The organism is Peribacillus sp. NPDC046944, assembly GCF_050272735.1.
Lineage (GTDB): Bacteria > Bacillota > Bacilli > Bacillales > DSM-1321 > Peribacillus.
Map to the genome: position 1 here is coordinate 385,371 of NZ_JBNNML010000003.1, position 22,843 is coordinate 408,213.

The 22,843-nt window shown below is 40.0% G+C and carries 21 protein-coding genes and 1 riboswitch; of the genes, 2 read left to right on the plus strand and 19 right to left on the minus strand.

Annotated elements, in window-relative coordinates:
* Positions 1-34: 34 nt before the first annotated feature.
* Positions 35-643, minus strand: a complete 609-nt coding sequence (locus tag ACQKIC_RS07530; protein WP_427590591.1) for a succinate dehydrogenase cytochrome b558 subunit — start codon at positions 641-643, stop codon at positions 35-37.
* Positions 644-1,016: 373 nt separating this feature from the next.
* Between ACQKIC_RS07530 and ACQKIC_RS07535 the strand changes: the two genes are divergently transcribed.
* Positions 1,017-1,475 carry a YslB family protein gene (locus ACQKIC_RS07535; protein WP_427590592.1) on the plus strand — a complete coding sequence of 153 codons (459 nt, stop codon included), beginning with the start codon at positions 1,017-1,019 and terminating at the stop codon, positions 1,473-1,475.
* Between the two features lie 309 nt (positions 1,476-1,784).
* Here ACQKIC_RS07535 and ACQKIC_RS07540 read toward each other — a convergent pair whose 3' ends face one another.
* The 5 genes from ACQKIC_RS07540 to ACQKIC_RS07560 all read right to left on the minus strand — a co-directional run bounded on the left by ACQKIC_RS07540 (position 1,785) and on the right by ACQKIC_RS07560 (position 7,530).
* A complete protein-coding gene (locus ACQKIC_RS07540; protein WP_402958101.1) occupies positions 1,785-2,726 on the minus strand; it encodes an ABC transporter ATP-binding protein in 942 nt (313 codons plus the stop codon).
* Complete coding sequence (locus ACQKIC_RS07545) at positions 2,726-3,769, minus strand: ABC transporter ATP-binding protein (protein WP_427590593.1); 1,044 nt, start codon at positions 3,767-3,769, stop codon at positions 2,726-2,728. Before ACQKIC_RS07545 ends, ACQKIC_RS07540 begins: the two co-directional genes overlap by 1 nt.
* 17 nt (positions 3,770-3,786) lie before the next feature.
* The gene (gene opp3C, locus ACQKIC_RS07550; RefSeq protein ID WP_427590594.1) at positions 3,787-4,815 is read right to left on the minus strand and encodes an oligopeptide ABC transporter permease; all 1,029 of its coding nucleotides are present in this window, start codon (positions 4,813-4,815) and stop codon (positions 3,787-3,789) included.
* On the minus strand, positions 4,815-5,744 hold the full coding sequence (gene opp3b, locus ACQKIC_RS07555) for an oligopeptide ABC transporter permease (protein WP_402874541.1): 930 nt from the start codon (positions 5,742-5,744) through the stop codon (positions 4,815-4,817). The genes opp3C and opp3b overlap by 1 nt, the downstream gene beginning before the upstream one ends.
* A gap of 109 nt (positions 5,745-5,853) precedes the next feature.
* Positions 5,854-7,530 carry a peptide ABC transporter substrate-binding protein gene (locus ACQKIC_RS07560; RefSeq protein ID WP_427590595.1) on the minus strand — a complete coding sequence of 559 codons (1,677 nt, stop codon included), beginning with the start codon at positions 7,528-7,530 and terminating at the stop codon, positions 5,854-5,856.
* A gap of 297 nt (positions 7,531-7,827) precedes the next feature.
* On the opposite strand from ACQKIC_RS07560, the gene ACQKIC_RS07565 reads away from it, so the two are divergent.
* Positions 7,828-8,178 (plus strand): DUF3899 domain-containing protein, encoded by a 351-nt coding sequence (locus tag ACQKIC_RS07565; protein WP_407408714.1) that lies wholly within the window; start codon positions 7,828-7,830, stop codon positions 8,176-8,178.
* Positions 8,179-8,285: 107 nt separating this feature from the next.
* On the opposite strand, the gene ACQKIC_RS07570 is transcribed toward ACQKIC_RS07565, so the two are convergent.
* From ACQKIC_RS07570 to ACQKIC_RS07630, 13 genes are all read right to left on the minus strand, one after another.
* Positions 8,286-9,518 carry an aspartate kinase gene (locus ACQKIC_RS07570; RefSeq protein WP_427590596.1) on the minus strand — a complete coding sequence of 411 codons (1,233 nt, stop codon included), beginning with the start codon at positions 9,516-9,518 and terminating at the stop codon, positions 8,286-8,288.
* An 88-nt stretch (positions 9,519-9,606) separates the two neighbouring features.
* A riboswitch (Lysine riboswitch) is annotated at positions 9,607-9,784 on the minus strand.
* Between the two features lie 61 nt (positions 9,785-9,845).
* Positions 9,846-11,618 (minus strand): excinuclease ABC subunit UvrC, encoded by a 1,773-nt coding sequence (uvrC, locus tag ACQKIC_RS07575; protein WP_402874530.1) that lies wholly within the window; start codon positions 11,616-11,618, stop codon positions 9,846-9,848.
* A 99-nt stretch (positions 11,619-11,717) separates the two neighbouring features.
* Entirely contained in the window at positions 11,718-12,032 is a 315-nt protein-coding gene (trxA, locus tag ACQKIC_RS07580; RefSeq protein WP_402874527.1) for a thioredoxin, read from the minus strand.
* A gap of 207 nt (positions 12,033-12,239) precedes the next feature.
* Positions 12,240-13,217, minus strand: coding sequence for an electron transfer flavoprotein subunit alpha/FixB family protein (locus tag ACQKIC_RS07585; RefSeq protein ID WP_402874524.1), 978 nt, complete (start codon positions 13,215-13,217; stop codon positions 12,240-12,242).
* A gap of 67 nt (positions 13,218-13,284) precedes the next feature.
* A complete protein-coding gene (locus tag ACQKIC_RS07590; protein ID WP_402874521.1) occupies positions 13,285-14,058 on the minus strand; it encodes an electron transfer flavoprotein subunit beta/FixA family protein in 774 nt (257 codons plus the stop codon).
* Positions 14,059-14,201: 143 nt separating this feature from the next.
* Entirely contained in the window at positions 14,202-14,975 is a 774-nt protein-coding gene (locus ACQKIC_RS07595) for an enoyl-CoA hydratase (protein ID WP_427590597.1), read from the minus strand.
* 111 nt (positions 14,976-15,086) lie between these two features.
* Positions 15,087-15,674 carry a TetR/AcrR family transcriptional regulator gene (locus ACQKIC_RS07600; RefSeq protein ID WP_402874515.1) on the minus strand — a complete coding sequence of 196 codons (588 nt, stop codon included), beginning with the start codon at positions 15,672-15,674 and terminating at the stop codon, positions 15,087-15,089.
* A gap of 185 nt (positions 15,675-15,859) precedes the next feature.
* Positions 15,860-17,557, minus strand: a complete 1,698-nt coding sequence (locus ACQKIC_RS07605; protein ID WP_427590598.1) for an AMP-binding protein — start codon at positions 17,555-17,557, stop codon at positions 15,860-15,862.
* Positions 17,558-17,860: 303 nt separating this feature from the next.
* On the minus strand, positions 17,861-18,619 hold the full coding sequence (locus ACQKIC_RS07610; RefSeq protein ID WP_407408235.1) for a response regulator transcription factor: 759 nt from the start codon (positions 18,617-18,619) through the stop codon (positions 17,861-17,863).
* A gap of 5 nt (positions 18,620-18,624) precedes the next feature.
* Entirely contained in the window at positions 18,625-19,860 is a 1,236-nt protein-coding gene (locus ACQKIC_RS07615) for a sensor histidine kinase (protein WP_427590977.1), read from the minus strand.
* 363 nt (positions 19,861-20,223) lie between these two features.
* On the minus strand, positions 20,224-20,667 hold the full coding sequence (locus ACQKIC_RS07620; RefSeq protein WP_427590599.1) for a GlcG/HbpS family heme-binding protein: 444 nt from the start codon (positions 20,665-20,667) through the stop codon (positions 20,224-20,226).
* A 9-nt stretch (positions 20,668-20,676) separates the two neighbouring features.
* The gene (locus ACQKIC_RS07625) at positions 20,677-21,009 is read right to left on the minus strand and encodes a glycerol dehydratase reactivase beta/small subunit family protein (protein WP_427590600.1); all 333 of its coding nucleotides are present in this window, start codon (positions 21,007-21,009) and stop codon (positions 20,677-20,679) included.
* Positions 21,006-22,841 carry a diol dehydratase reactivase subunit alpha gene (locus ACQKIC_RS07630; RefSeq protein ID WP_427590601.1) on the minus strand — a complete coding sequence of 612 codons (1,836 nt, stop codon included), beginning with the start codon at positions 22,839-22,841 and terminating at the stop codon, positions 21,006-21,008. The genes ACQKIC_RS07625 and ACQKIC_RS07630 overlap by 4 nt, the downstream gene beginning before the upstream one ends.
* Between the last annotated feature and the right edge of the window lie 2 nt (positions 22,842-22,843).

The window sequence follows — 22,843 nt, forward strand, 5'->3', positions numbered from 1 at the left end:
TTCCTAGTACGTATAAATTAATTTCTTCTGCTACTTATACGAAAGCGAAAACTGCACTAATTCCTATATAAGAAAGAAGAACGAAAATGATCAAAGTAACATATGTCATAACTCTTTGCGATTTAGGTGAAACTGTTAGTCCCCAACTTACTGCGAATGACCATAATCCATTGGCAAAATGGAAAATAGCAGAAACAATACCAACAATATAGAATGCGATCATAAATGGATTAGAGAAAATTTCTGCCATCATATCAAAATCTACTGTTGCCCCAAAAGCTGCTTGAACCCTTGTTTCCCAGATGTGCCAAACAAGGAAAATCAAAGTTATGATTCCTGATAAACGTTGTAGCATGAACATCCAGTTACGGAAGAAACTGAATCTTCCTAAGTTGTTCTTTGCTGTAAAGGCGATATAAATCCCATAAACAGCATGGAAAATTAATGGTAGATAGATAATTACACATTCCACCACGATTTTCAATGGAGTATACTCGATTAAATGAACTGCCCCATTAAATGTCTCTGCTCCCTTTGTTGCCATAAAGTTAACCGATAAATGGAAAATTAGGAATAGACCGATTGGAATTACCCCTAGAAGTGAATGAAGCCTACGATTCCCAAACTCACGATTCTTTGCCACTAAGTGCCCCCCCTTAATTTGTCAAAACTCATACGAAGATGGTTATCTTTAATCTCCGCGTGAAAATAAAGTATAGAGTTAAAGCGCTCTCTATACTTTCTTACAATTATGTGACAAGTCCATTTTACTCCTGACTTCAATGTGCGTCAAGAAAACGGATACAAGATTTCTCTTTTTTAGAATAAATATTATCAATAAATTACTAAGGTTTTGGGTGTTCATTTACAAGTAATATGAAAAAACTAACTATTTTTTTAATATATTGAGATAATTTAACATATTTTTACATTTTTCTGTTGAAATATTAAAAAAAACTGTATAAATCGCAAAAGGAAAACGTTTATAATAGATTTACAGAAAGAGGCGATAATACATGAAAAAAAATATTGCTGCAGCTATAGAAGAAGAAGAAATCCAAGCAGATGAATTCCAAGTTCCAGCTTTCGGGTATGAACTGATCAGGGAAATTTTATTGAACGATATCCTGGGGAAAGATTCTTATCAAATCTTATATTGGGCTGGTAAACAACTCGCAAGGAAATTCCCTTTGAATGGCGATCAGGAATTGGTTGCATTTTTCCATAATGCAGGCTGGGGCCATCTAGAAATCATAAAGCTTTCCAAATCCGAGATGGAGTTATCCTTGTCAGGAGAAATGGTCGCCCGTCGTCTGGATCTATATCCCGACAGTCATTTTCAACTTGAAGCAGGGTTTCTTGCCGAACAATTTACCTTACAAAAAAGGTTCATCAGTGAAGCTACGGAAGAAATCAAACGTCGTGCAAAAAAAGTCGACTTCACCATCTGCTGGGATCCGAAAGATCCCATTTAACGACTTCATCAAAATGGTTGAAATGTAAGGAGCCTGGGTCAAGTTTGACTATTTCCAAGTGGTCTTCTTCCATGAGTAATTCTTTAACTAGCACTCACATCCATAACGCAAAACAGCATATACGATACATAAAATAGAAGTTATTGGTGTGTAATTCCAAATCTTCTTTTCCTAATGGCTATATAATAAGAAGAAAGTAATCTTTTTTGGATAGATTGTACCCTGATTTAAACAAAAGGAGTCAAATAACCTGAGTCCCCCTCACTCTCGGACTCAGGTTATCGGACTCCTTTTTTTCATGACCGATAATCATTTAACACCATTACTTTGAAATTGAAGGAATTCTCGTTCTGAACATAACACGAAGTGTCCTGGTTTCACTTCTCGCATTTTGACTTCCTCATCCGCCGTATAAGCATGTGTAGCGGGATTATAGCCCTTCCGTTGCCTAGTCCGTTCCAATTCTGGATCCGGAAGCGGAATCGCAGATAACAGGGATTGTGTGTACGGATGTATCGGGTTGTTATAAAGCTCTTCACTTGGTGCAAGCTCCACTAACTTACCAAAGTACATGACGCCGATTCTGTCACTGATATACTTTACCATCGATAAATCATGGGCAATGAATAAATAGGTTAAGTTTTTTTCTTTTTGAAGCTTTTTCAACAGATTGACTACCTGTGCCTGAATGGACACGTCCAGTGCTGAAATTGGTTCATCCGCGATGATGAATTCCGGTTCCACGGCAAGTGCCCGCGCAATTCCAATTCGCTGGCGCTGTCCCCCTGAGAATTCGTGCGGATACCGATTTGCATGTTCGCGATTTAGCCCGACTGTTTCGAGTAAATGGTAAACCCGTTCCATGCGCTCTTCTTTTGTCTTAGCCAGCCCATGGTTATCGATGCCTTCTGCGATAATATCGGCAATCTTCATTTTAGGATTCAAGGATGCATATGGATCTTGAAAAATCATTTGCATCTTTCTGTTCATATCTTTCAATTTTTTCCTCGATTTCTTTCCATGGACACTTTCCCCTTTGAAAAGCACCTCGCCATCGGTTGCATCATACAGGCGAATGATTGTACGTCCTGTTGTCGATTTACCGCAACCTGACTCCCCAACAAACCCAAGCGTTTCCCCTTGATAAATATCAAAAGAAATATCATCGATTGCTTTCACCATATTAGGCTTTCCGTTATTGAAGTATTGTTTTAAATGTTTGACTTCCACGAGTTTTTCACGTTGTTCCATTATTTTGCGACCCCCTGAACGAACTGCTTCATGCGTTTTTGTACAGCTAGAGGCGGTGTCACCTCAGGTGCATCCGGATGTAAAAGCCATGTGGCTGCATAGTGCGTTTCGGATACTTTGAATACGGGTGGCTGTTGTTCTAAATCAATCTGCATCGCATATTCATTTCTCGGAGCAAACGCGTCACCTTTTGGCGGATTCAGCAAATTGGGCGGAGTGCCCGGGATCGTGTACAATTCATGTTCCCCCGTATCTTCGAGGCTAGGCATGGAACTGATCAACCCCCAAGTATAAGGGTGCTTCGGATTATAAAAGATTTCATCCGCCGTACCTATTTCAACGATTTTCCCTGCATACATCACAGCCACACGATCCGCTATGTTCGCAACCACTCCCAGATCATGGGTGATGAAGATAATCGATGTTTCTATTTTCTTTTGTAAATCCTTCATCAATTCAAGAATTTGAGCTTGAATGGTCACATCCAACGCAGTCGTAGGCTCATCCGCAATCAATACTTTGGGATTACACGCCAAAGCTATCGCGATGACCACACGTTGTCTCATTCCTCCCGAAAATTGGTGGGGATATTGTTCGAAACGCTGCTTAGCATTAGGAATGCCCACAAGTTCCAATAGTTCGATCGAACGTAACTTCGCCGCCGCCTTACTGACGTTTTGATGTTTTAAAATGGGCTCCATTATCTGTTTGCCCACCTTGATCGTTGGGTTCAATGAAGTCATTGGATCTTGGAAAATCATCGAAATATCTTTACCTCTGACCTTTTGCATATTCTTATTAGAAAGTTTGGCCAGATCCTTTCCTTCAAAAAGGATTTCGCCACTTTTAATTTCTGAATTATTTGCTGGCAACAATCTCATGATTGATTTGGATGTCACGGACTTACCCGATCCGGATTCTCCTACAATCGCCAAGGTTTCCCCTTTTTTCAGTTCAAAGTTCACACCACGGATTGCCTGGACTTCACCAGAAAAGGTATGAAACGATACATGTAAATCTTTCACTTCCAATAAGTTTTCCATTTCATTTCCTCCTTCTCTTAATCTCGCATTTTTGGATCCAATGCATCACGAAGCCCATCGGCGATCATATTGAAGCAAACCATGATCAGACTGATGAAAAATGCTGGGAATAACATCAGATGTGGGTATAGTCTTAGCGTTTTGAATCCATCGTTGATCAACGTCCCAAGGGATGCAAGTGGTGATTGTAGACCCAGTCCAATGAAACTCAAGAAAGCTTCGAAGAATATCGCACTCGGAATGGTGAACATCGTATTGATGATGATGACGCTCGCTAAGTTTGGTAGCAAATGTTTTAAAATGATCTTGAAATTTGAGCTTCCCAATGTCCGCGAAGCCAAGACGAATTCTTGTTCTTTTAATTTCATCACCTGAGCACGAACGACACGGGACATGCTTGTCCAGCTCGTAATGGCTAGGGCAATCGTGATGGACATGATGCCAGGCTCGAAAACAAGGATCATTAAAATGACCACAACTAGGTTAGGGACACCTGAAACGACTTCGACAATACGTTGCATGACATTATCAAGTTTCCCGCCGTAATATCCAGAAATGGCTCCATACGCTACACCGATAAGCATATCAAGCAAAGCCGCTAAAAAGGCGATATACAAAGATATTTGAATCCCCTTGGCCACTCGGGTAAGTACATCCCGGCCAAGTCCGTCCGTTCCGAACCAGTAATGCTCTTCAATGTTTTTTTGTTCGTAAACATCCACCACATCACCATTGGCCATTGTCCTTGTACCATCAAAAGGAAGCCAACTCACATTTTCCAATCCTGGAATTTTCGCTGGTAAATTGGTTCTCTTTAAATCTTGTTCATCTAATCCATGTCCACTAATAAGGGGACCCACCCAAGCAAAAATAAAGACCAAAGCAATTAAAACCATACTGACTAGGGCTGCTTTATTTTTACGGATACGCATCCAAGAATCCTGCCAGAAACTTATGCTTGGTTTATTGATCGCTTCGCTTATGGTGGCGTCCATAATGGCAGGCGCAAATTGACTTTTTGACATTCTCACTATTTTGTTTGCCATTATTTTTTCCCCCCTGCTAACCTAATACGTGGATCGATAATACCGTAGAGAATGTCGACCAATAGAACGATGACGATAAAGAGGAATGAAAACAGCAATGTCGTTCCCATGATTACCGAGTAATCATTCACCGTTATCGATTTAACGAATTGTTCCCCGATTCCAGGTATACCGAATATTTGTTCAATGACGAGTGAACCCGTCATAAGTGACACTGTTAATGGTCCGAGTACAGTTATGACAGGAATCAAAGCATTTCGCAGTCCATGTTTAAACGCCACTTCAAAATTACTTGCCCCCTTCGCTTTAGCGAGGGTGATATAATCCGATCCGAGTACATCGATCATTTCCGTCCTCATGAAACGGGCAGATGTGGCTATAGGGAACATCGCTAAGGCAAGCGTTGGCATAATGCTATACTCCCACCCCTTCCAGAACATGACGGGCAACCATCCCATCTTCACTCCAACATAATATTGTAGCAAACCGGCAAACACGAAACTTGGTATCGATTTACCCAAGACCGCTATGAATGTTGTTCCATAATCGACCCATGTATTTTGTTTGAGGGCTCCTATCACACCCAGAATAATCCCAAATATCGTTCCAAAGAACATCGCTTGAAATCCTAATACCAAGGAAGGCTGAATCCTTTCGCCCAGCAATTGCGTGACTGGTGTATTATTGAATTGGAAAGAAACTCCCAAATCTCCCTGAACTAGGTTCAACATGTATTTCCCATACTGGACAGGCACCGGCTCATTCAATCCATACTTGTTCTCCATGATTTGGAATTGAGCCTCCGATAACTTGCTTGCATTTGCAAATGGAGAGCCCGGGATCAACTTCATGAGGAAGAACGTCAAGCTCGCGATGATAAACAAAGTAATTAACATATATATGATCCGTTGCGTTAGATATCTGGCCATTTGTACACCTCACAAAATAAAATTCTCACTTTTTCGACAATAGTTTTATAGTGAAAAGAGAGTATATACTAGTGATATACTCTCTTTTCTAGTTTGTTTTAGAAGATGCTTATTCTACTACTGTTACGCCTTTGTAGTAATAATGTGGTCCTAAGTCACTCTTAACAATTCCTTTGACTTTAGGATTTACCAGGATGTTCTCTACTCGTTGGTAAATTGGTGCGATTCCGAAGTCTTCAGTCAAGAAAAGCTTTTCAGCATCTTGCATGGCTTTCGCATATGCTGCCGGATCGTCCGTCAATTCGTTTGTGGCTTTATTGATCAGTGCATCGTATTCTGGATTAGAATAGTCCATTTCATTATTTGTTCCACCTGTTAACCAAAGATCGGTATATGAGATGGCATCTTTATAATCCGGGCCCCAACCTGATACGACCAAATCATAATCGCCTTTTTTCGTACGATCCAATCGAATCGAGAATGGAACGCTTTCGACTTTGATTGTTAAACCAGGAAGGTTTTTCTCCAATTGGTTCTTCATATACTCACCGATTTTTTTCGCAGAATCGGTTTCATCCCCCATATATCGAAGGGTAAGTTCCTTCACGCCCAACTCTTTTAATCCTTTTTCCCAAGCAGCTTTTGCTTCTTTTGCGTTAAACGTAATCAAATCTTCATTTGCCGAACGGAAGTCTTTTCCATCATAACTAACGAAATCTTTTGGCACGAAGTAGTTGGCTGCAACTGAACCATCGCCCAGCACGCTCGATGCAAGATCTTCTTTATTGAAAGCTTTTGCAAGCGCTTCGCGGATATTGACATTCTTAAGTGCTTCATTTTTCTGGTTCATCTTCATCCAGAATATAGTCGGTGCCAAGTTAGTTTGCAACCGCTCGTCCCCTTCATATTGTGGGACAAGTTCAGATGTCAGTAAATCCGTAATGTCTGCTTCGCCAGCTTCAAATGCATTTACTTGTGCATTATTATCTTTTGAAACATTAACCGTGATTTTCTCTAATTTAACTGAATCCGCATCGCGGTAATTCTTGTTCTTTTGAAGTTCCCATTCTGTCGCAGTTGGCCCATTCCAAGAAGTCATGACAAAGGGACCATTGTATAAGAGCGTTTCTGCACTTGTAGCGTACTTGTCACCTTGTTCTGTAACAAACTTTTCGTTTTGCGGGAAGAATGTCGCAAACGATAAATACTCTTTCCAGTATGCAAGTGGTTTTTCAAACGTAATTTCCAATGTTTTGTCGTCAACCGCTTGCACACCAAGGCTGTCTAAATCGTATTTTTTCTTTTCAGCAGCTGCCTTCGTAATTTCTGTTGCACCTGCGATTTTGCCATTCATCATATATGGACCATATTCAGAAGCTACTTCAGGATCCATCGCCCGTTTAAAGGCAAAAACGAAATCATTTGCCGTAACTGGGTCACCATTCGACCACTTTGCATCTATTAATTTAAACGTATACGTTTTTCCGTCTTTACTGATTTCAGGTTCTCCGTCAACAAGAGCCGGCACTGTCTCTCCGTCCTTATCAATGGTATATAAGCCTTCGTTCACATTGTTCAAATAGTTGAATCCTACTGTATCTGTTGTTTTAACGGAATCCATGACTGGGATTTCGGATTTACTCATAATACTAATCTCTTGTTTTTCAGCTAATTTCGTTCCATCTGACTTTTTCTCAGAGTTATCTGAATTGCCGCCACATGCTGCTAGAATGACGCTAAGAACTAGCATAAGACCAGCAAAGATTGTAAATTTAGATTTTTTCATCTGCTTTGACCTTCTTTCTATATTTTAAAATCATATTTTCATTATACTGATTTTTTTGATTTTGTATATAAGTTAGAATAATAAATTATTTCTAAAAAATTAAAAATACTCAAAAACCAAGGAAAACCTAGGTTTTTACTACTTTAAGGCTTTAAAGTGCTGCTTACGCCGTTTTATCGGATTTTTTAGAATACTATTATGTTTTTTACTATCGCTTTTTCATACTATTTCAAAAAATCATTTTTGTTTATTTAGTGTTTTTGATATACTTATAAAAAGAAAATCGAGGTAAAAAGAATGAAAAAAATACTTATAGGTACGGGATTTGGTATCGTGCTATCCATTTTGTTATCCCTTATATTCCATCAAGATCTCTCTCTATTGAATTTTATTAATATGACCTTTTACATCAGTGGAGGACTGATTCTTCTAGCATTGGTTACTTTCGTCGTCCAACGAGGATTTTTCGACGTAGTCTTTTATAGTTTCCGGAGAGTATTCCAAATACAAAATCAGCATGTAGGGGAGGAAAAAGAAGACATCCCTAAACTTTCCGATATCATCTCCCTTTCCTCTTCCTTCACCCTTGTCGTAGGTCTTATCCTATTTTGCATCATGCTACTCTCTCTAGCCGTCTATTATCTTTGATATTAATCTTTCCATACAGTCCGGGCACCGAAAAAGGGCAACCTTTTTTTAGGTGCCCTTTTTCTTTATAAAAGCATTAGGTACATCTTTTCATCAGTTTTAGTCAATCAGGCAAGGACTTTGGCGTGCTGTCCCAGTTTGAACGCCTCGTGAAGCGCTTCAACCGCTTTGACCATTTCCTTTTCGTTTACGACGGTAGAAACTTTGATTTCCGAAGTGCTGACCATTTTCACTTGGATCCCTGTATTCGCCATGACTTCAAACATCTCTGCGGCCACTCCGGGATTGGAAACCATTCCTGAACCGACGATAGAGACTTTAGCCAACTCGCCTTCCGTTTCTATATCATCAAATTCCAACTGGCTTTTATTGTTTTCAAGAACCATTAAAGCTGCTTTTGTATCTTCGCTTTTAATAGAAAAAGAGAGATTGGTCGTATCTTCTGATGTCATGCTCTGGATGATGATATCTACATTTATGTGATTTTTCGCCAGTGTCGTGAAAATCGTGGATAATACACCAAGTGATCGAGGCAAGCCGTTCACTGTAACTCTTGTGATGCTATCCTCAAAAGCAATACCCCGTACAATTAAATTCTCTTCCATATTCGCTTCCTCCTCAATGATGGTCCCAGATTCTTTTTCTAAGCTTGAACGGACTTCAAGCGAGATTTGATAGTTTTTTGCATATTCAACGGCCCGTGGGTGCAGGACCCCAGCCCCTAAATGGGCCAGCTCCAACATTTCGTCATAAGATACGGATGTTAATTTCCTGGCGTTTTTTATGTAGCGTGGATCTGTTGTGAAAACACCGGTTACATCGGTATAAATATCGCATCGGTTTGCGTGTAGTGCTGCGGCTATGGCAACCGCCGTTGTATCGGAACCGCCCCGACCCAATGTCGTGATTTCCCCATGTTCATCCATTCCTTGAAAACCGGCAACGATGACGATCTTTTTTGCTTGCAACTGAGCTTGAATTCTGGAAGCATCGATATTTAAAATTCGCGCATTTCCGTGAACGGACTCTGTCTGCATCCCAGCCTGCCAGCCCGTAAAGGATACGGCTTCATGCCCCTTTTCCACCAATGCCATCGTTAACAAGGCAATCGTAACTTGTTCCCCGGTCGTCAATAACATATCCATTTCCCTCTTACTTGGGGATGCGGAAATATCTCTCGCCATGGAAACCAATTCATCCGTTGTCTTCCCCATTGCCGAAACAACGACAACGACGTCATTACCTTTTTCAGCTTCCTCGATTACACGATTAGCGACATGTTTGATTTTCTCGACACTCCCTACAGAAGTACCGCCAAATTTTTGTACAATCAGTGCCATTCTCATGCACCCTCTCTATCTTTTTTAGGCAATAAAAAAAGCAATGAGAATATCTCATTGCTGTGGTTACGTATCCGTTCAGTAATCACAGTGAGATAGCTCTCCAAGGTATCAACCCTGACAATCTGCCATCTTTTAAATGGTCAGACCAGAAAAACAAGGTATGAGTCTTGTTTTCCTTCGGCGTCATTCCCTTTCAAAACCCTTCATTGAAGCTCATACTTCTCTAGGTTTTTACTATTGAATTCCGCACCTCTATCAGCACTTTAAATTGTCTTGTTTAAAAATCCCTTTTAAGCATAGCATAGGAAAAAGACACTCGCAAGGTCATTCTTGTAATTTTCTAAAGATTCCATCCGCTACATTTTTAGGCATTCCCGCTTCGATTATCTGTTCGACTGAGGCCTCTTTCATTTTTTTCAATGACCCGAAATGCCGTAACAGCTGCTTTCTTCTTTTCTCACCTACACCTGGAATATCATCCAGAAGTGAATGAATGGCATTTTTCCCACGAAGCTGGCGATGGAAGGTAATCGCGAACCGATGCACTTCATCTTGGATTCTTTGTAGCAAGTAAAATTCCTGACTTCGCGAATCAAGTGGAATCAGTTCGAGCGGGTTTCCAATCATCAATTGGGATGTCCTGTGTTTTTCATCCTTAATAAGGCCAGAAAGCGGAATATCGAGACCGAGTTCATTTTCCAAAATGTCCCGAACGGCCTCCACATGTCCTTTCCCTCCATCGATGATGATCAAGTCAGGAAGTGGAAGGCCATCTTTTAAGACGCGTGAATATCTTCTTCGGACAACTTCACGCATCGATTCGTAATCATCAGGCCCTTTCACCGTTTTAATTTTATACTTTCGATACTCCCGCTTTTCCGGCTTGCCATCAATGAAAACGACCAAAGCAGATACAGGATCACTTCCTTGAATATTCGAGTTATCAAAAGCCTCGATACGATGTGGAGTGTAGATGCCTAACTTATCCCCTAAATTCTCCACTGCCTTAATCGTTCTTTCTTCATCCCGTTCAATTAATGAGAACTTCTCTTGAAGGGCGATGGAGGCGTTTTTATTTGCCAATTGCAGCATATCCTTTTTCGCGCCCCTTTTCGGATGAAGCGTTTTTACACCAAGCAAGCTCTCCGCCAGCTCGGCATCAACAGACTCCGGCAACAATATCTCTTTTGGCTTAAAGTGATTGGCCTTTTCATAAAACTGTCCGAGATACGTAAGAAGCTCCTGTTCCGGTTCATCGTAGACCGGAAAGAGCGAAACATCTCTTTCAATCAGTTTCCCTTGTCGCACAAAAAATACTTGTACGCACATCCACCCTTTATCATAGGCAAAACCGAATACGTCCCTGTCAATGAAATCAGTCGTCATCATTTTCTGTTTTTCCATTGTAATCTCGATGTGGGCAATTTTATCCCGATATTCCTTCGCCCGTTCAAAATCGAGCATTTCAGAGGCTTCAAGCATTTTTTCCGTGAGTTCTTTCTTTATCTCGGTATGACCGCCATTTAAAAATCGGTTAATATCATCGACGATTTGCTTATATTCCCGTTCCTCTACATCATAAACGCAAGGGGCCAAGCACTGGCCAAGGTGGTAATATAGGCAGACACGGTCTGGAAGCGTATTACATTTCCTTAATGGATAGATCCGATCCAGAAGTTTTTTCGTTTCATTGGCCGCAAAAGCATTGGGATAAGGACCAAAGTATTTCCCTTTATCTTTTTTGACTTTTCTCGTGATGATCAAACGCGGGTGTTTTTCAGCCGTCAACTTGATGAATGGGTAGGTCTTGTCATCCTTCAACATGACGTTATATTTTGGATCGTGTTTTTTGATTAAATTCAGTTCTAAAATAAGCGCCTCGATATTGGAGGAGGTAACGATATACTCGAAATCCTCGATTTCATTTACGAGCCTGAATGTTTTCCCATCATGTGAGCCCGTGAAATATGAACGGACGCGGTTTTTCAATACTTTCGCCTTGCCAACATAAATGATCGTTCCCTGACGATCCTTCATTAAATAACAACCAGGCTGATCAGGGAGAAGGGCAAGTTTATTCTTTATCCGTTGATTCATGCATTCAGCCTCCTGTTCTCCCATTCTACAATCAATTATATATCAAGATACAAAAAAAAGCTTCAAGTCCGTAGACCTGAAGCTCTTCCTTCATTCAAATTAAGCGTGTTTAGCAAGAAGTTCAGCCAGAGCTTCCTTCGGTTGGAATCCAACCACTTTATCCACAACTTCACCGTCTTTAAGAACGATTAAAGTAGGGATGCTCATAACGCCGAATTTTCCAGCTGTTTCTTGGTTTTCATCAACGTCCACTTTTACGATTTTTGCTTTGTCGCCAATTTCTTCATCTAACTCGTGAAGAACAGGAGCGATCATTTTACATGGTCCACACCATGGAGCCCAAAAGTCTACAAGAACGACACCTTCATTAGTATCTGCTGTGAATGTTTGATCAGTTGAATTTACGATAGCCATATATTTTATCCTCCTAAAATGTACTCAAATAACTATAGACAGTATAACATTGTAACAGGAACAGATGCTATTATTTTGCTTCAATGGTAGCATGTCCATAAACAGAGAAAAAATACTGCCTAGAACCTAATAGATTGTCATAAAAAGAAAAGGCGCTTGCCAGTTCATTCCCTGACAGACGCCTTTTCTTTTATATCAACTTACAAATCAAGCATTCACCTTTAACTTTTTGAATTCTTCCGTTAACAATGGGATAACTTCGAATAAGTCCCCGACGATTCCGTAATCGGCCACATTGAAAATATTGGCTTCAGGATCTTTATTGATGGCTACGATGATTTTGGAGTTGGACATCCCTGCTAAATGCTGTATGGCTCCGGAAATTCCGCAGGCAATATAAAGGTCAGGCGTAACAACTTTACCCGTTTGTCCGATTTGTAAAGAGTAATCGCAATAATCAGCATCACACGCACCACGAGAGGCTCCGACTGCTCCCCCAAGAACTTCAGCAAGCTCTTTCAAAGGTTCGAAACCATCTTCACTTTTCACACCTCGCCCACCGGCGATGACCACTTTCGCTTCTGAAAGGTCGACCCCTTCACTTGCCTTTCTTACTACATCCTTGATAATTGTACGTAAATCTTTAATATCCACATTTAATGTAGATACATCCCCAGAACGGGACTCATCTTTCGATAGAGGTTCAATGTTATTCGGACGGATGGTCGCGAATACAATACCATCTGTGACGATTTTCTTTTCAAAGGCTTTACCTGAATATATCGGGCGAGTGAAGACGATATTTCCGCCTTCTTCTTCAATGGACGTCACATCTGAAATCAAACCTGATTCCAGCTTGCCAGCTAATTTAGGAGCCAAGTCTTTCCCTAATGCCGTATGACCGAAGAAAATGCCTTCTGGTTTTTCTTGCTCGATAATAGCTAGTAAACTTTGAGCATATCCATCTGATGTATATTGTTTTAATTGATCGTTTTCGACCACTACCACTCGGTCGGCACCATACTGAATCAATTCACTCCCAAAAGACTGAACACTGTCACCAACTAAAACACCTACGATTTCTCCGCCGTCTGCAGCAAGTTTAGCCGCTCCGATAGCTTCGAACGATACATTTCTAAGAGAACCATCGCGTACTTCGCCCAATACAAGAAACTTTCTAGCCATTTTTAAAAACCTCCTGTGCTCTATTTTATCTTTTTGTTGTGTTTTATTTTCAATAGAAATCCTTCTATTAAATTACTTTTGCTTCACTGCGTAATAATTGAACAAGTTCGCTAACTTGGTTCGGAATCTCACCATTCAATACTTTACCAGCTTCTTTTTTGGCTGGAAGGAAGATCTCAATCGTTTTTGTTTTTGCCTCGACATCGTCTTCTTCCAAATCCAAATCATCCAATTCCAACTCTTCAAGCGGTTTCTTCTTCGCTTTCATGATCCCCGGTAAAGATGGATAACGAGGCTCGTTCAAACCTTGCTGCGCCGTTACCAGCAGTGGCAGTGAGGCTTCGATTGTTTCTGAATCCCCTTCTACATCACGGATAACGCTTACATTTCCACCTGAAATGCTTAATTTCGTAATGGTTGTGATATAAGGGATATCCAATATTTCTGCTACACGCGGTCCTACTTGTCCAGATCCACCATCAATGGCCACGTTACCTGCAATGATCAGATCAGCTTCTTTATCTTTTAAGTACTCTCCAATAATTTTGGCAGTCGTGAATTGATCGCCATTTTCTATGTCGTCTTCGATATTTATTAGAACAGCTTTGTCAGCACCCATAGCAAGCGCTGTACGCAATTGTTTTTCAGCCTCTTCAGAACCGACGGAAATAACCGTTACTTCTCCACCTTGAGCATCACGCACTTGGATGGCTTCTTCTACGGCATACTCATCGTATGGATTGATGATGAATTCTGCTCCATCCTCATTAATTTTCCCGTTAGAAAGCGTAATTTTTTCTTCTGTATCAAATGTTCTTTTCAGTAGCACATAAATGTTCACGATAATACCTCCCGAATAATTTGAGTTTTGAAGATTGTGTTTTTTAGGCATACTTATAATGGTATTCTTCAGAATTCCTTAAAATCCTGCATTTTTTTAAAATATAAGTAATAAATTTACTAATCAAAAGGGTGGCTTAAGGATCATTCTCCTTTAAATACCGGTTCCCTTTTATTTATAAAAGCATCGATTCCCTCTTTTGCATCAGCGCTGTCAAAGGCTTCTCCGAATAGGACGGTTTCCTTTTCTACACCTTTATAGTAGGAATCACCCTTCGAATAATTCAATAGTTCTATAGCGGACTTCAAGGCTAGCGGGCTTTTCTTGACAATCTTAGCGGCCAATTCCTTAGCTTTAGGCAATAATTCTTCATCAGTGTAAGCGTGGTTTGCCAAACCCCACTGTACAGCTTGTTGACCCGTTATTGGCTCACTCGTAAATAGCATTTCAGCAGCTTTTGCCGTTCCGACATACCGTGGTAGGCGCTGTGAACCAGCATATCCAGGAATCAATCCAAGTTGCAGCTCAGGCAAACCTAATTTTGCACGTTCAGTTACTAACCGAATGTGACAGGCCATGGCCAGTTCCAGTCCTCCGCCAAGAGCGGCTCCATGAATGGCTGCAATTACCGGCTTTGGAAACGATTCGATTCTCTCAAACACAGATTGACCATTTTGGGCTAGTTTCACAAAGGCTTTACCGTTTTCCACACTAGTGAATTCTTTAATATCCGCTCCAGCAGAGAAGAACCTTCCCTCACCATGGAGTAACACCACACGCACTTCTTCATTGCTTTCGATTTGATCGAAAGCCTGTGATAATTCTTCCACAATAGCGGAAGAAAGAGCGTTAGCAGGTGCATGGTTTATCGATATAATAGCAACGCGATCTTCGATTGCGAGTGTAAGGTATTCCATATTGATCTCCCCCATCATAGTCAAACTTTTTTGAAAATTCGTTATGTACTTCGGTAAAAGGCAGGTAGCCAAATGGCTAGAGGATGGGTCTGGCCATCCTCTATTTTGTCTTTACCGTTTCGTGCCACAACCACCGAGTAGAAGGCGATGAACATCTGACGCAAGGTCAGCAAGTGAATATTTTTGTTCATTCATCACCCAAGTTGTTGCTGTTTCATCAATCGTTCCAAAAATCATTTGCCTTGCGAGTAAGTTATTTAAATCAGGCAGGAATTCACCATTTTCTTTCCCATCGGTAATGATTTGATCAATTACATTTAAATATCCTTTTAATACTTCATTAATCCTAAGTCGTAATTCTTTGTTTGACTGTCTTAATTCCAATTGAGTGACAATTGCTAAATTCACGTCTTCTGAAAGGATTTGAAAATGTTTTTGAATTAATAGGAACAGTTTTTCTGAAACTGATGTCTTACCCTTTAATTCTTCTTCAATTTGTTCTACAAAGTAGCCCATTTTTTCATGAAATAATGATATTAAAATATCTTCTTTATTCTTAAAATAAAGATATATAGTACCATCTGCCACGCCTGCTTGCTTGGCAATTTTTGATACTTGCGCTTGGTAATAACCATTTTGTGCGATGACGATAACAGCTGCATCAATAATTTGGTTATACTTTGGTTTGTTGCGTTTCACTGGATGTCCCCTTTCAGAAAATGAATGAATCATCATTCATATTTCTATCATAAAATGATGACTCTCTACTGTCAAGCAAAAACTTCCATAGAGTCATAACATCCTTTTTCCATTCTACCCCTCATTACTTAAGGTTGTCCAGTTGTTCCGCAAACGGAGCTCACTATTACAGCTCCGTAAGATGTTTACGCCTCCTTTTTTTCTGGTGGGATTTTTTTCTTTTCCTCATCAATTAGGACTCTCCTCAAGATCTTACCAATGGTCGTTTTAGGAAGTTCCTCTCTAAATTCATACAGACGTGGTACCTTATAGGAAGCTAAGCTCTTTCTCACAAACTGATTCAATTCCTCTTCCGTTACACTTGCCCCGTCCTTCAATACAACATAGGCTTTGACGGTTTCCCCACGATATGGATCAGGAATTCCTGCCACTACTACTTCCTGTACGGCCTCATGTTCATACAGAACCTCTTCCACCTCACGTGGATAAATATTAAATCCACCTGCAATTATTGTATCCTTCTTGCGTTCCACTACATAAAAGAACCCTTTTTCATCCATATAACCTAAATCACCCGTAAGAAGCCAGCCGTTTTTAAATGTGTTTTCCGTGTCTTCAGGACGATTCCAATAGCCCTTCATAACCTGGGGCCCCTTAATCGCTATTTCACCGATTTCATTTGGCGGAAGTTCTTCACCCGTTTCCAACGAAAGGATCACTGAGTCTGTATCCGGCCAAGGCAAACCGATGCTTCCTTTGACCCGAGGTTGATCCCAAATGAAATTGGCATGGGTAACTGGAGATGTCTCCGAAAGACCAAAACCTTCAACTAGCTTTCCACCCGTCACTTTCTCAAATTGCTCCTGAACTCCTAATGGTAGGGGTGCCGATCCACTCATGCACGCTTCAATGGAGGACAGGTCATACTTGGAGACGTCAGGATGATTCAATAGACCGATATACATCGTAGGTGCCCCTGGAAACAATGTCGGTCTCTGCTTTTGAATGGTTTTCAATGTAGACTCGACATCAAACTTCGGCATGATGATCATCGTATTTCCTTCCATAACGGAAAGAATCAACACAGTCGTCAATCCGTACACATGAAAGAATGGTAGGATAGCTAGAATCCGCTCTTCGCCTCGTTTACATCTATAAAGCCAAGCATTGCACATTTTCGTATTCGCAAGTACATTCTTGTGGGTAAGCATGACACCTTTAGGGAAACCGGTTGTCCCCCCGGTATATTGCAAGAGCGCCAAGTCATTCTCCACATCGATTGGCTCTGCTATTTCTTCTGACATTTTCCGCTTCATGATTTCCGTGAATAAATGATGATTTCCTTCATGCTCCACTTTGACCACTATGCCATATTCCTTCTTTTGAATGAACGGATAGATAAGATTCTTCGGGAAAGGCAAGTACTCCTTGATAGCGGTTACAATAATATGTTCGATTTCCGTACTCCGGGCGACTGCGGTGACACGAGGAAATAATATGTCCATCGCTATGATGATCTTCGCTCCAGAATCCTTCATTTGATGTTCTAATTCACGTTCCGTATAGGTAGGATTCGTTTGGACGACCACTCCACCAGCCATCAAAATTCCAAAAAAGCTGATGACTCCCTGTGGGCAGTTAGGAAGCATGACCGCAACACGCTCTCCCTTTTGGAGACCGATGCTCTTTAAGTAGGATGCAAACTTCGTAGCAGATTCATAAACTTCTTTGAAGGTTAATTCCTTTCCCTGGAAATGTATGGACACCTTATCTGGAAATTCATCTGCAGCCTCCTTCAATAATGAATAAAGAGGTTTATCATCGTAGGTTAAAACGGTTGGTATTTGTTCCGGATACATGGCTTGCCATGGCTTATTGCTCATTTGCCCCCTCCTTCTGAATATTCATAATACTCATACTCATTATAATACAACCGGTATTTTCTTACAATTACTGTATTCAGAAAAAATAAGCATAAAGGAGGATAATCGGTTTTAAAGGAGGAAAAGTCCTTTCATCTTTGGTTGTTTCGTGGGAGTCACTTACTCTTTATATTTTTAAGGTAGATTGTTAGATGACTTTAAAGCGACTGTGCATTGAGCCTTGAATTCTTTTTTAGAAAGCACTACGAAACTTTTAAAACTCTGTATCGTTCGTCCATGTCGACTTCCTATTATTAATCTAAACTACATAACAAAATTGTTGAATGTGTTGATTCTTTTTTTTCTTCCTAAAAGAGATTGCTGCTGATATTGGGATGGTGTAACCCCTTCGTATTTCTTGAATACCCTGGCAAAGTAATTTGGGTCGGAGAACCCACATTTCTCGCTTACTTCCATTACATTTTCCCTACTGTAAAACAAGTATTGTTTTGCTTTTTCAATGCGACGGACTGTGATATATTGTGTGATTGTGTAACCCGTCTCTTGTTTAAAAAGTCTGCTAAGATATTGTCCACTAAGAAAGACCAACTTAGATAAAGCATCTAAATTAATTTCTAAGTGAAAATTATTCTCGATATATTCGAGAATAGTTAAAATGTCGTCATGATCACAGTCTGCCCCTAAAGAGTTTGAAACCGGCCGTTTTGCCACAGGTATATATTTGATTAGGGCTTTCTTGATATCATTCGGATGAGCAGGCTTTAATAAATAATCACTTGTACCTGTATCAATAACTTTTCGAGTGAAGTTACAATCATCATACGCCGTCAGAAAGATGATTTGGCAATCTGGCACCTCATCTTTTATCATCTCCGCTGCAACCAAGCCATCCATAATGGGCATTTTAACATCCATAAGAACAACATCCATTTGATTTTGCTTTGCAAGTTCCAAGGCTTCTGCTCCATTTGTGGCCTCGAATAATTGGCTTATGCCCAGATACTCTTTTTTAATTATCATTATAAGGACTTCCCGTTCCAATGGTTCATCATCTACAATCATTACCTTCACGATAGAACACCTCCTGATACTGGAATGATTATTCGAACCATTGTGCCAATTCCAGGTTTACTTTCGATAGTTGTTATACCGTACTCTTCCCCAAAATGAAATTGAAGTCGTTTCTTTACATTATCTATCCCAATTCCTGTTGTATGACCGTTCTTTTTTTTACTGGATGGTAAAAATATCGATGATAACTTTTCTTTCGTCATTCCAACTCCCGTATCAGAGACTTCAATTACTATATTCCCTTTATCTAAAAACACGTGGGTTTTTACCGTAACTGTACTATTATCTGGTTCAAATCCATGAATGATAGCGTTTTCAATAATAGGTTGAATTGAAAATATAGGTAACTTTACTGACTCAGCTTCTACGTCCACTATTTCTTCATATTGAATTAAGCTACGAAAACGAGATTGTTGAATATTTATGTAATTTTTCACATAATCTAATTCTTCCTTCAACGTTACAGGCTGATCTATATTACGTAGACTGTACCTCATGATTTTAGCCAATGAATATGTGACTTTTTGTGTTTGTTCTGCATTTTCTAAATAAGCAAGTCGGGAAATGGTATTTAAAGTGTTAAACAAAAAATGAGGATTTATCTGTGATTGAAGGATTTTCAACTGTGCTTCCTCCAGTAGTTTTTCTAGTGATGCACGGGCATTCATTTCCTCTACCAACTTTTGATTCATAGTATTTAACTCTTCCTGTGCAAGAAAATTAACTGCCGTTTTTATAATATAATTCGCTACAAGTTCGAGCATTTCCATTACTGCCTTAATCCGCTTTCGACTGGTAAATTCGATCTCACCTAAATAAAGCTCTAGGAGCCCCTGATTAATTGGTAGACTTCTCAATTTTTCTCTACTCTGTTCAATACGCTTCTCATCTCTATTTTCTAGCAACAGTTGACCACATAGAACAGAACCGAGATATTCGCCATTAAGAATAATAGGTGCAGCTACATCAACTAGACCCGAATGACAATAATGCATAATGGGCTTTGCTTGTTCAGCTGCAATTAGCCCCACTTTCTGATCAGATAATACACAGCATTTAAATCCTTCTTCGTTGGAACGTATGTGGTTACAAAAACTTGTAAAATTAGTTGGTATAGTGACAGGTATTCCTTGCTGATCCGCAATTATTACTCCAAAACCGGTAGCGTCTGAAAAGCGTTTCTGGATATCCTGAAGCATCTCTACATTCACAATATTACGTAAAGTCAACATAGTCACCTTATACCTCCACATTAATTTTCTTTCTATTCTAAAAATACTAAATTTTATATCCTTTATTATAACTAATTAGTGTCCATTAAAAAGTATAAAGTTCCAGAATCTACAAATAGTTTGTTGTAGATTGAAAAATATACTTGATTTTAGTCTCAATAAACCTTTTAAAACCAATGATGCTCTACCGACTTTCATATAATTGATACCCCTGAAACCAGGAACTCCGTAATATTACTAGGAGTTTTTTAATAAAGTCTATATTCGAAGGATAATAAGGTGTTCGAGTACCAAGGACCATTTAGTTCTATTCAATTAATAAAATCAGTGAAGATAAAAATCTTCACTGATTGTTAATTTGCTTTATTCAGAGAGAATCCCGATTAATTTTATATCCTTCATTGCATTAACTGCACTCTGGGCTACCAATATATCTTCTTCAACCGAACCACCACTTACACCAACTGCTCCAATGATTCTGCTATTATTGTACAATGGAATACCACCGCCGAATACAACAACCCGTCCGTTATTAGTTGTATTAATTCCATAAAGTTCTTTTCCATTTGCAGCTACTTGCGTTAAACTCTCCGTGGTCATTTTCATGGCCACGGAGGTCCATGCTTTATTTTGTGCAAGTTCAACACTTACCAATAAAGCATCGTCCATTCGGTGAGATGCAATAAAATTCCCACCTTCATCCACAACGCTTATAACCATTGGAACATTGATTTCATTTGCTTTCTTTTCAGCACTTTCAATGAGCTCCTTAGCTACCTTTAAATTGAGCTGAGTCATTTCCCCCATCCTTTCCTCTTAAAAAAATAATGGTAACCCTTTAACTAATCGAGCTGCATTTTTTCCTGATTTCCGACCATTTTGAACGATGTCTCGTATATAAGGTTCTTCCGAATTTAATTTCTCGTGATGAACACATAAATTCCCAAACTGGTCGATGCCAATACCTACATTTAAAGGAGACATATCTGCTGCGATATTCCCTAGTTCAGTAAAGCTATTCGTTTTATCGCATTCTTCCAATAAGAACGAAACTCCTTCTTCTTCTAGTCCCGCACAGACTTCTTTAATTAAATCAGAATCAAGAACACTGTGATATAAAATAGCAATATATACTTCGTGATTATTCATTTCAATACCTCGTGCCTGACAGAAGCTAGTACCAATCCAGTTGCAACTGCATTTCTAGGACCTTCTGTGCCGCGAATATTGGCAAAGCCTGCTACAATTCCGTACTTTCCTAATTCCTCTGTTAACATTTGTGGAATTTCAAAGTCCAAAGCCGAGCCACCTACCATAACAACAAAAGATAGGTGTTTTAAATTGCCTGTTGGAACGACTCGCTTCAGGGCTCGGAGTGCATTAGTCACAAATACTCTTCGTTTTGCACTTCTGCGGATTTCTCTAATTTTGTCCATAGTTGCCTTGGTTGCTAAAGGGGTAAGTTCATCTTCTTCTCGGACCACCACTTTTCCGAAGGTATGGGGAGGATAAGGTTTTTCTGAAAATAACATCGTTCCGTCTTCTAGTTGCATATGGAATAAGCTGAGTACTTTTCCTAAAGGATTTCTTTTTATTTTTTCAGCCAATTCCTTGTCATCTAAAGCCAATTCAGAATTGATGAGCATCGTGACCATGGCTCCTGCCCCTGCTAAGTGACACGAGTTAATTTTGCCACTTTCATACATCAGCGCAGCATCAGTAGACCCGCCTCCCATATCCAGAATCACAATTGGTTTTCTCGTTCCGGGTGTCGTTAAGGCACCACAAATTGCCATCTCTGCTTCAACCCCACCAATTTCCACCTCGATACCAAGTTCTTTTTCCAATAAAGAAGCAACTTTTTGCACAGGAACCTTATCCGTTTTCACCATTGAGGCTAAAGCGACACCGCTTTCCATAGAAAGCTCACCCGCCATAGCTCCGGTAATTGAATTGGGGATTACAGCATCCACAGCGAGAAAGTCAGAGATTGTAATATCATCTGGTGATTGTCCAGTCAGTTGGGCTAAATCTTGCCGTAGACCATTAAACATTCCACCGACATTGGTGCCTGTTTCCCCATATACGTCTATCAATGTTTCTACCTTTCCATAGGTATTCATTATCTCCTCAGCACCATCATTAATGGATACTTCTAGCTTTTGGGTATTCGCTCCTTTTAGGAAGATTTTACCTGCCTCTATTTTGCGTTCGACGACTTCTCCTTTTGGTGTTCGAATAACCACAGCTGAGCGGTTGCCAACTAATGCTTTGGCAATTAACGCAATTTGTATCGTTTCGTCAGGATCCAACTGAAAAATAGTAGAAAGACCGTATGGATTGCTTAAAGTTCGGATTACATGGCCCGGTAAAGCAACCTCAACTGCCGCTAATTTCCAAAGTGGAATTTTTTCAATTAATGCGACTTCATCCACAATCGGTATCTTTTTCTTTAGACGGTTGTGTATTAAAACCCCATCGTCTTTTTGTACCACCGCACCAGTAATAGAAATCCCTTCACTTTCAGCTTGGTTCAAACAATGAGCAACCCATGCATAATCGAAATATTTCGGGATTACCGCAATATAATCTAGTTCTTTTTGTTCCACTTTCCTTATTTGATCGATTAACACTGTTATTCCAACGCCTAGACCTGCTCCACCCGGTGTATCGGGGTTATGTCCAACCATAGAGGATTCTGTGATAATGGTTTCACTAATCAGATCCATGGCCAAATCGCCTATAACCGGTACCGCATCATTCAATCGGATAAGATCAATATCTTCAAACTCAATATCTGCTTTCTTGACCGCTTCCTGCAAAGCGCGTCGAATACCTTCAACATTCTCAGACGTTCCTTTTATACCCGTAGTTCTCACCAAACACTGTGAAAGAAATTTTATATCGTTTCCATCCAACCTTGCAATTGCTACTTCCGTTGATGAATTACCGATATCTACACCAGCTAAAATCCTTTTCATAC

Bases quoted from the DNA above. Each gene is read 5' to 3' on its own strand.
- ACQKIC_RS07535 (WP_427590592.1), top strand. From the start codon at position 1,017: ATGAAAAAAAATATTGCTGCAGCTATAGAAGAAGAAGAAATCCAAGCA.
- ACQKIC_RS07540 (WP_402958101.1), bottom strand. From the start codon at position 2,726: ATGGAACAACGTGAAAAACTCGTGGAAGTCAAACATTTAAAACAATAC.
- ACQKIC_RS07545 (WP_427590593.1), bottom strand. From the start codon at position 3,769: ATGGAAAACTTATTGGAAGTGAAAGATTTACATGTATCGTTTCATACC.
- opp3C (WP_427590594.1), bottom strand. From the start codon at position 4,815: ATGGCAAACAAAATAGTGAGAATGTCAAAAAGTCAATTTGCGCCTGCC.
- opp3b (WP_402874541.1), bottom strand. From the start codon at position 5,744: ATGGCCAGATATCTAACGCAACGGATCATATATATGTTAATTACTTTG.
- ACQKIC_RS07560 (WP_427590595.1), bottom strand. From the start codon at position 7,530: ATGAAAAAATCTAAATTTACAATCTTTGCTGGTCTTATGCTAGTTCTT.
- ACQKIC_RS07565 (WP_407408714.1), top strand. From the start codon at position 7,828: ATGAAAAAAATACTTATAGGTACGGGATTTGGTATCGTGCTATCCATT.
- ACQKIC_RS07570 (WP_427590596.1), bottom strand. From the start codon at position 9,518: ATGGCACTGATTGTACAAAAATTTGGCGGTACTTCTGTAGGGAGTGTC.
- uvrC (WP_402874530.1), bottom strand. From the start codon at position 11,618: ATGAATCAACGGATAAAGAATAAACTTGCCCTTCTCCCTGATCAGCCT.
- trxA (WP_402874527.1), bottom strand. From the start codon at position 12,032: ATGGCTATCGTAAATTCAACTGATCAAACATTCACAGCAGATACTAAT.
- ACQKIC_RS07585 (WP_402874524.1), bottom strand. From the start codon at position 13,217: ATGGCTAGAAAGTTTCTTGTATTGGGCGAAGTACGCGATGGTTCTCTT.
- ACQKIC_RS07595 (WP_427590597.1), bottom strand. From the start codon at position 14,975: ATGGAATACCTTACACTCGCAATCGAAGATCGCGTTGCTATTATATCG.
- ACQKIC_RS07605 (WP_427590598.1), bottom strand. From the start codon at position 17,557: ATGAGCAATAAGCCATGGCAAGCCATGTATCCGGAACAAATACCAACC.
- ACQKIC_RS07610 (WP_407408235.1), bottom strand. From the start codon at position 18,619: ATGATTGTAGATGATGAACCATTGGAACGGGAAGTCCTTATAATGATA.
- ACQKIC_RS07615 (WP_427590977.1), bottom strand. From the start codon at position 19,860: ATGTTGACTTTACGTAATATTGTGAATGTAGAGATGCTTCAGGATATC.
- ACQKIC_RS07620 (WP_427590599.1), bottom strand. From the start codon at position 20,667: ATGGGGGAAATGACTCAGCTCAATTTAAAGGTAGCTAAGGAGCTCATT.
- ACQKIC_RS07625 (WP_427590600.1), bottom strand. From the start codon at position 21,009: ATGAATAATCACGAAGTATATATTGCTATTTTATATCACAGTGTTCTT.
- ACQKIC_RS07630 (WP_427590601.1), bottom strand. From the start codon at position 22,841: ATGAAAAGGATTTTAGCTGGTGTAGATATCGGTAATTCATCAACGGAA.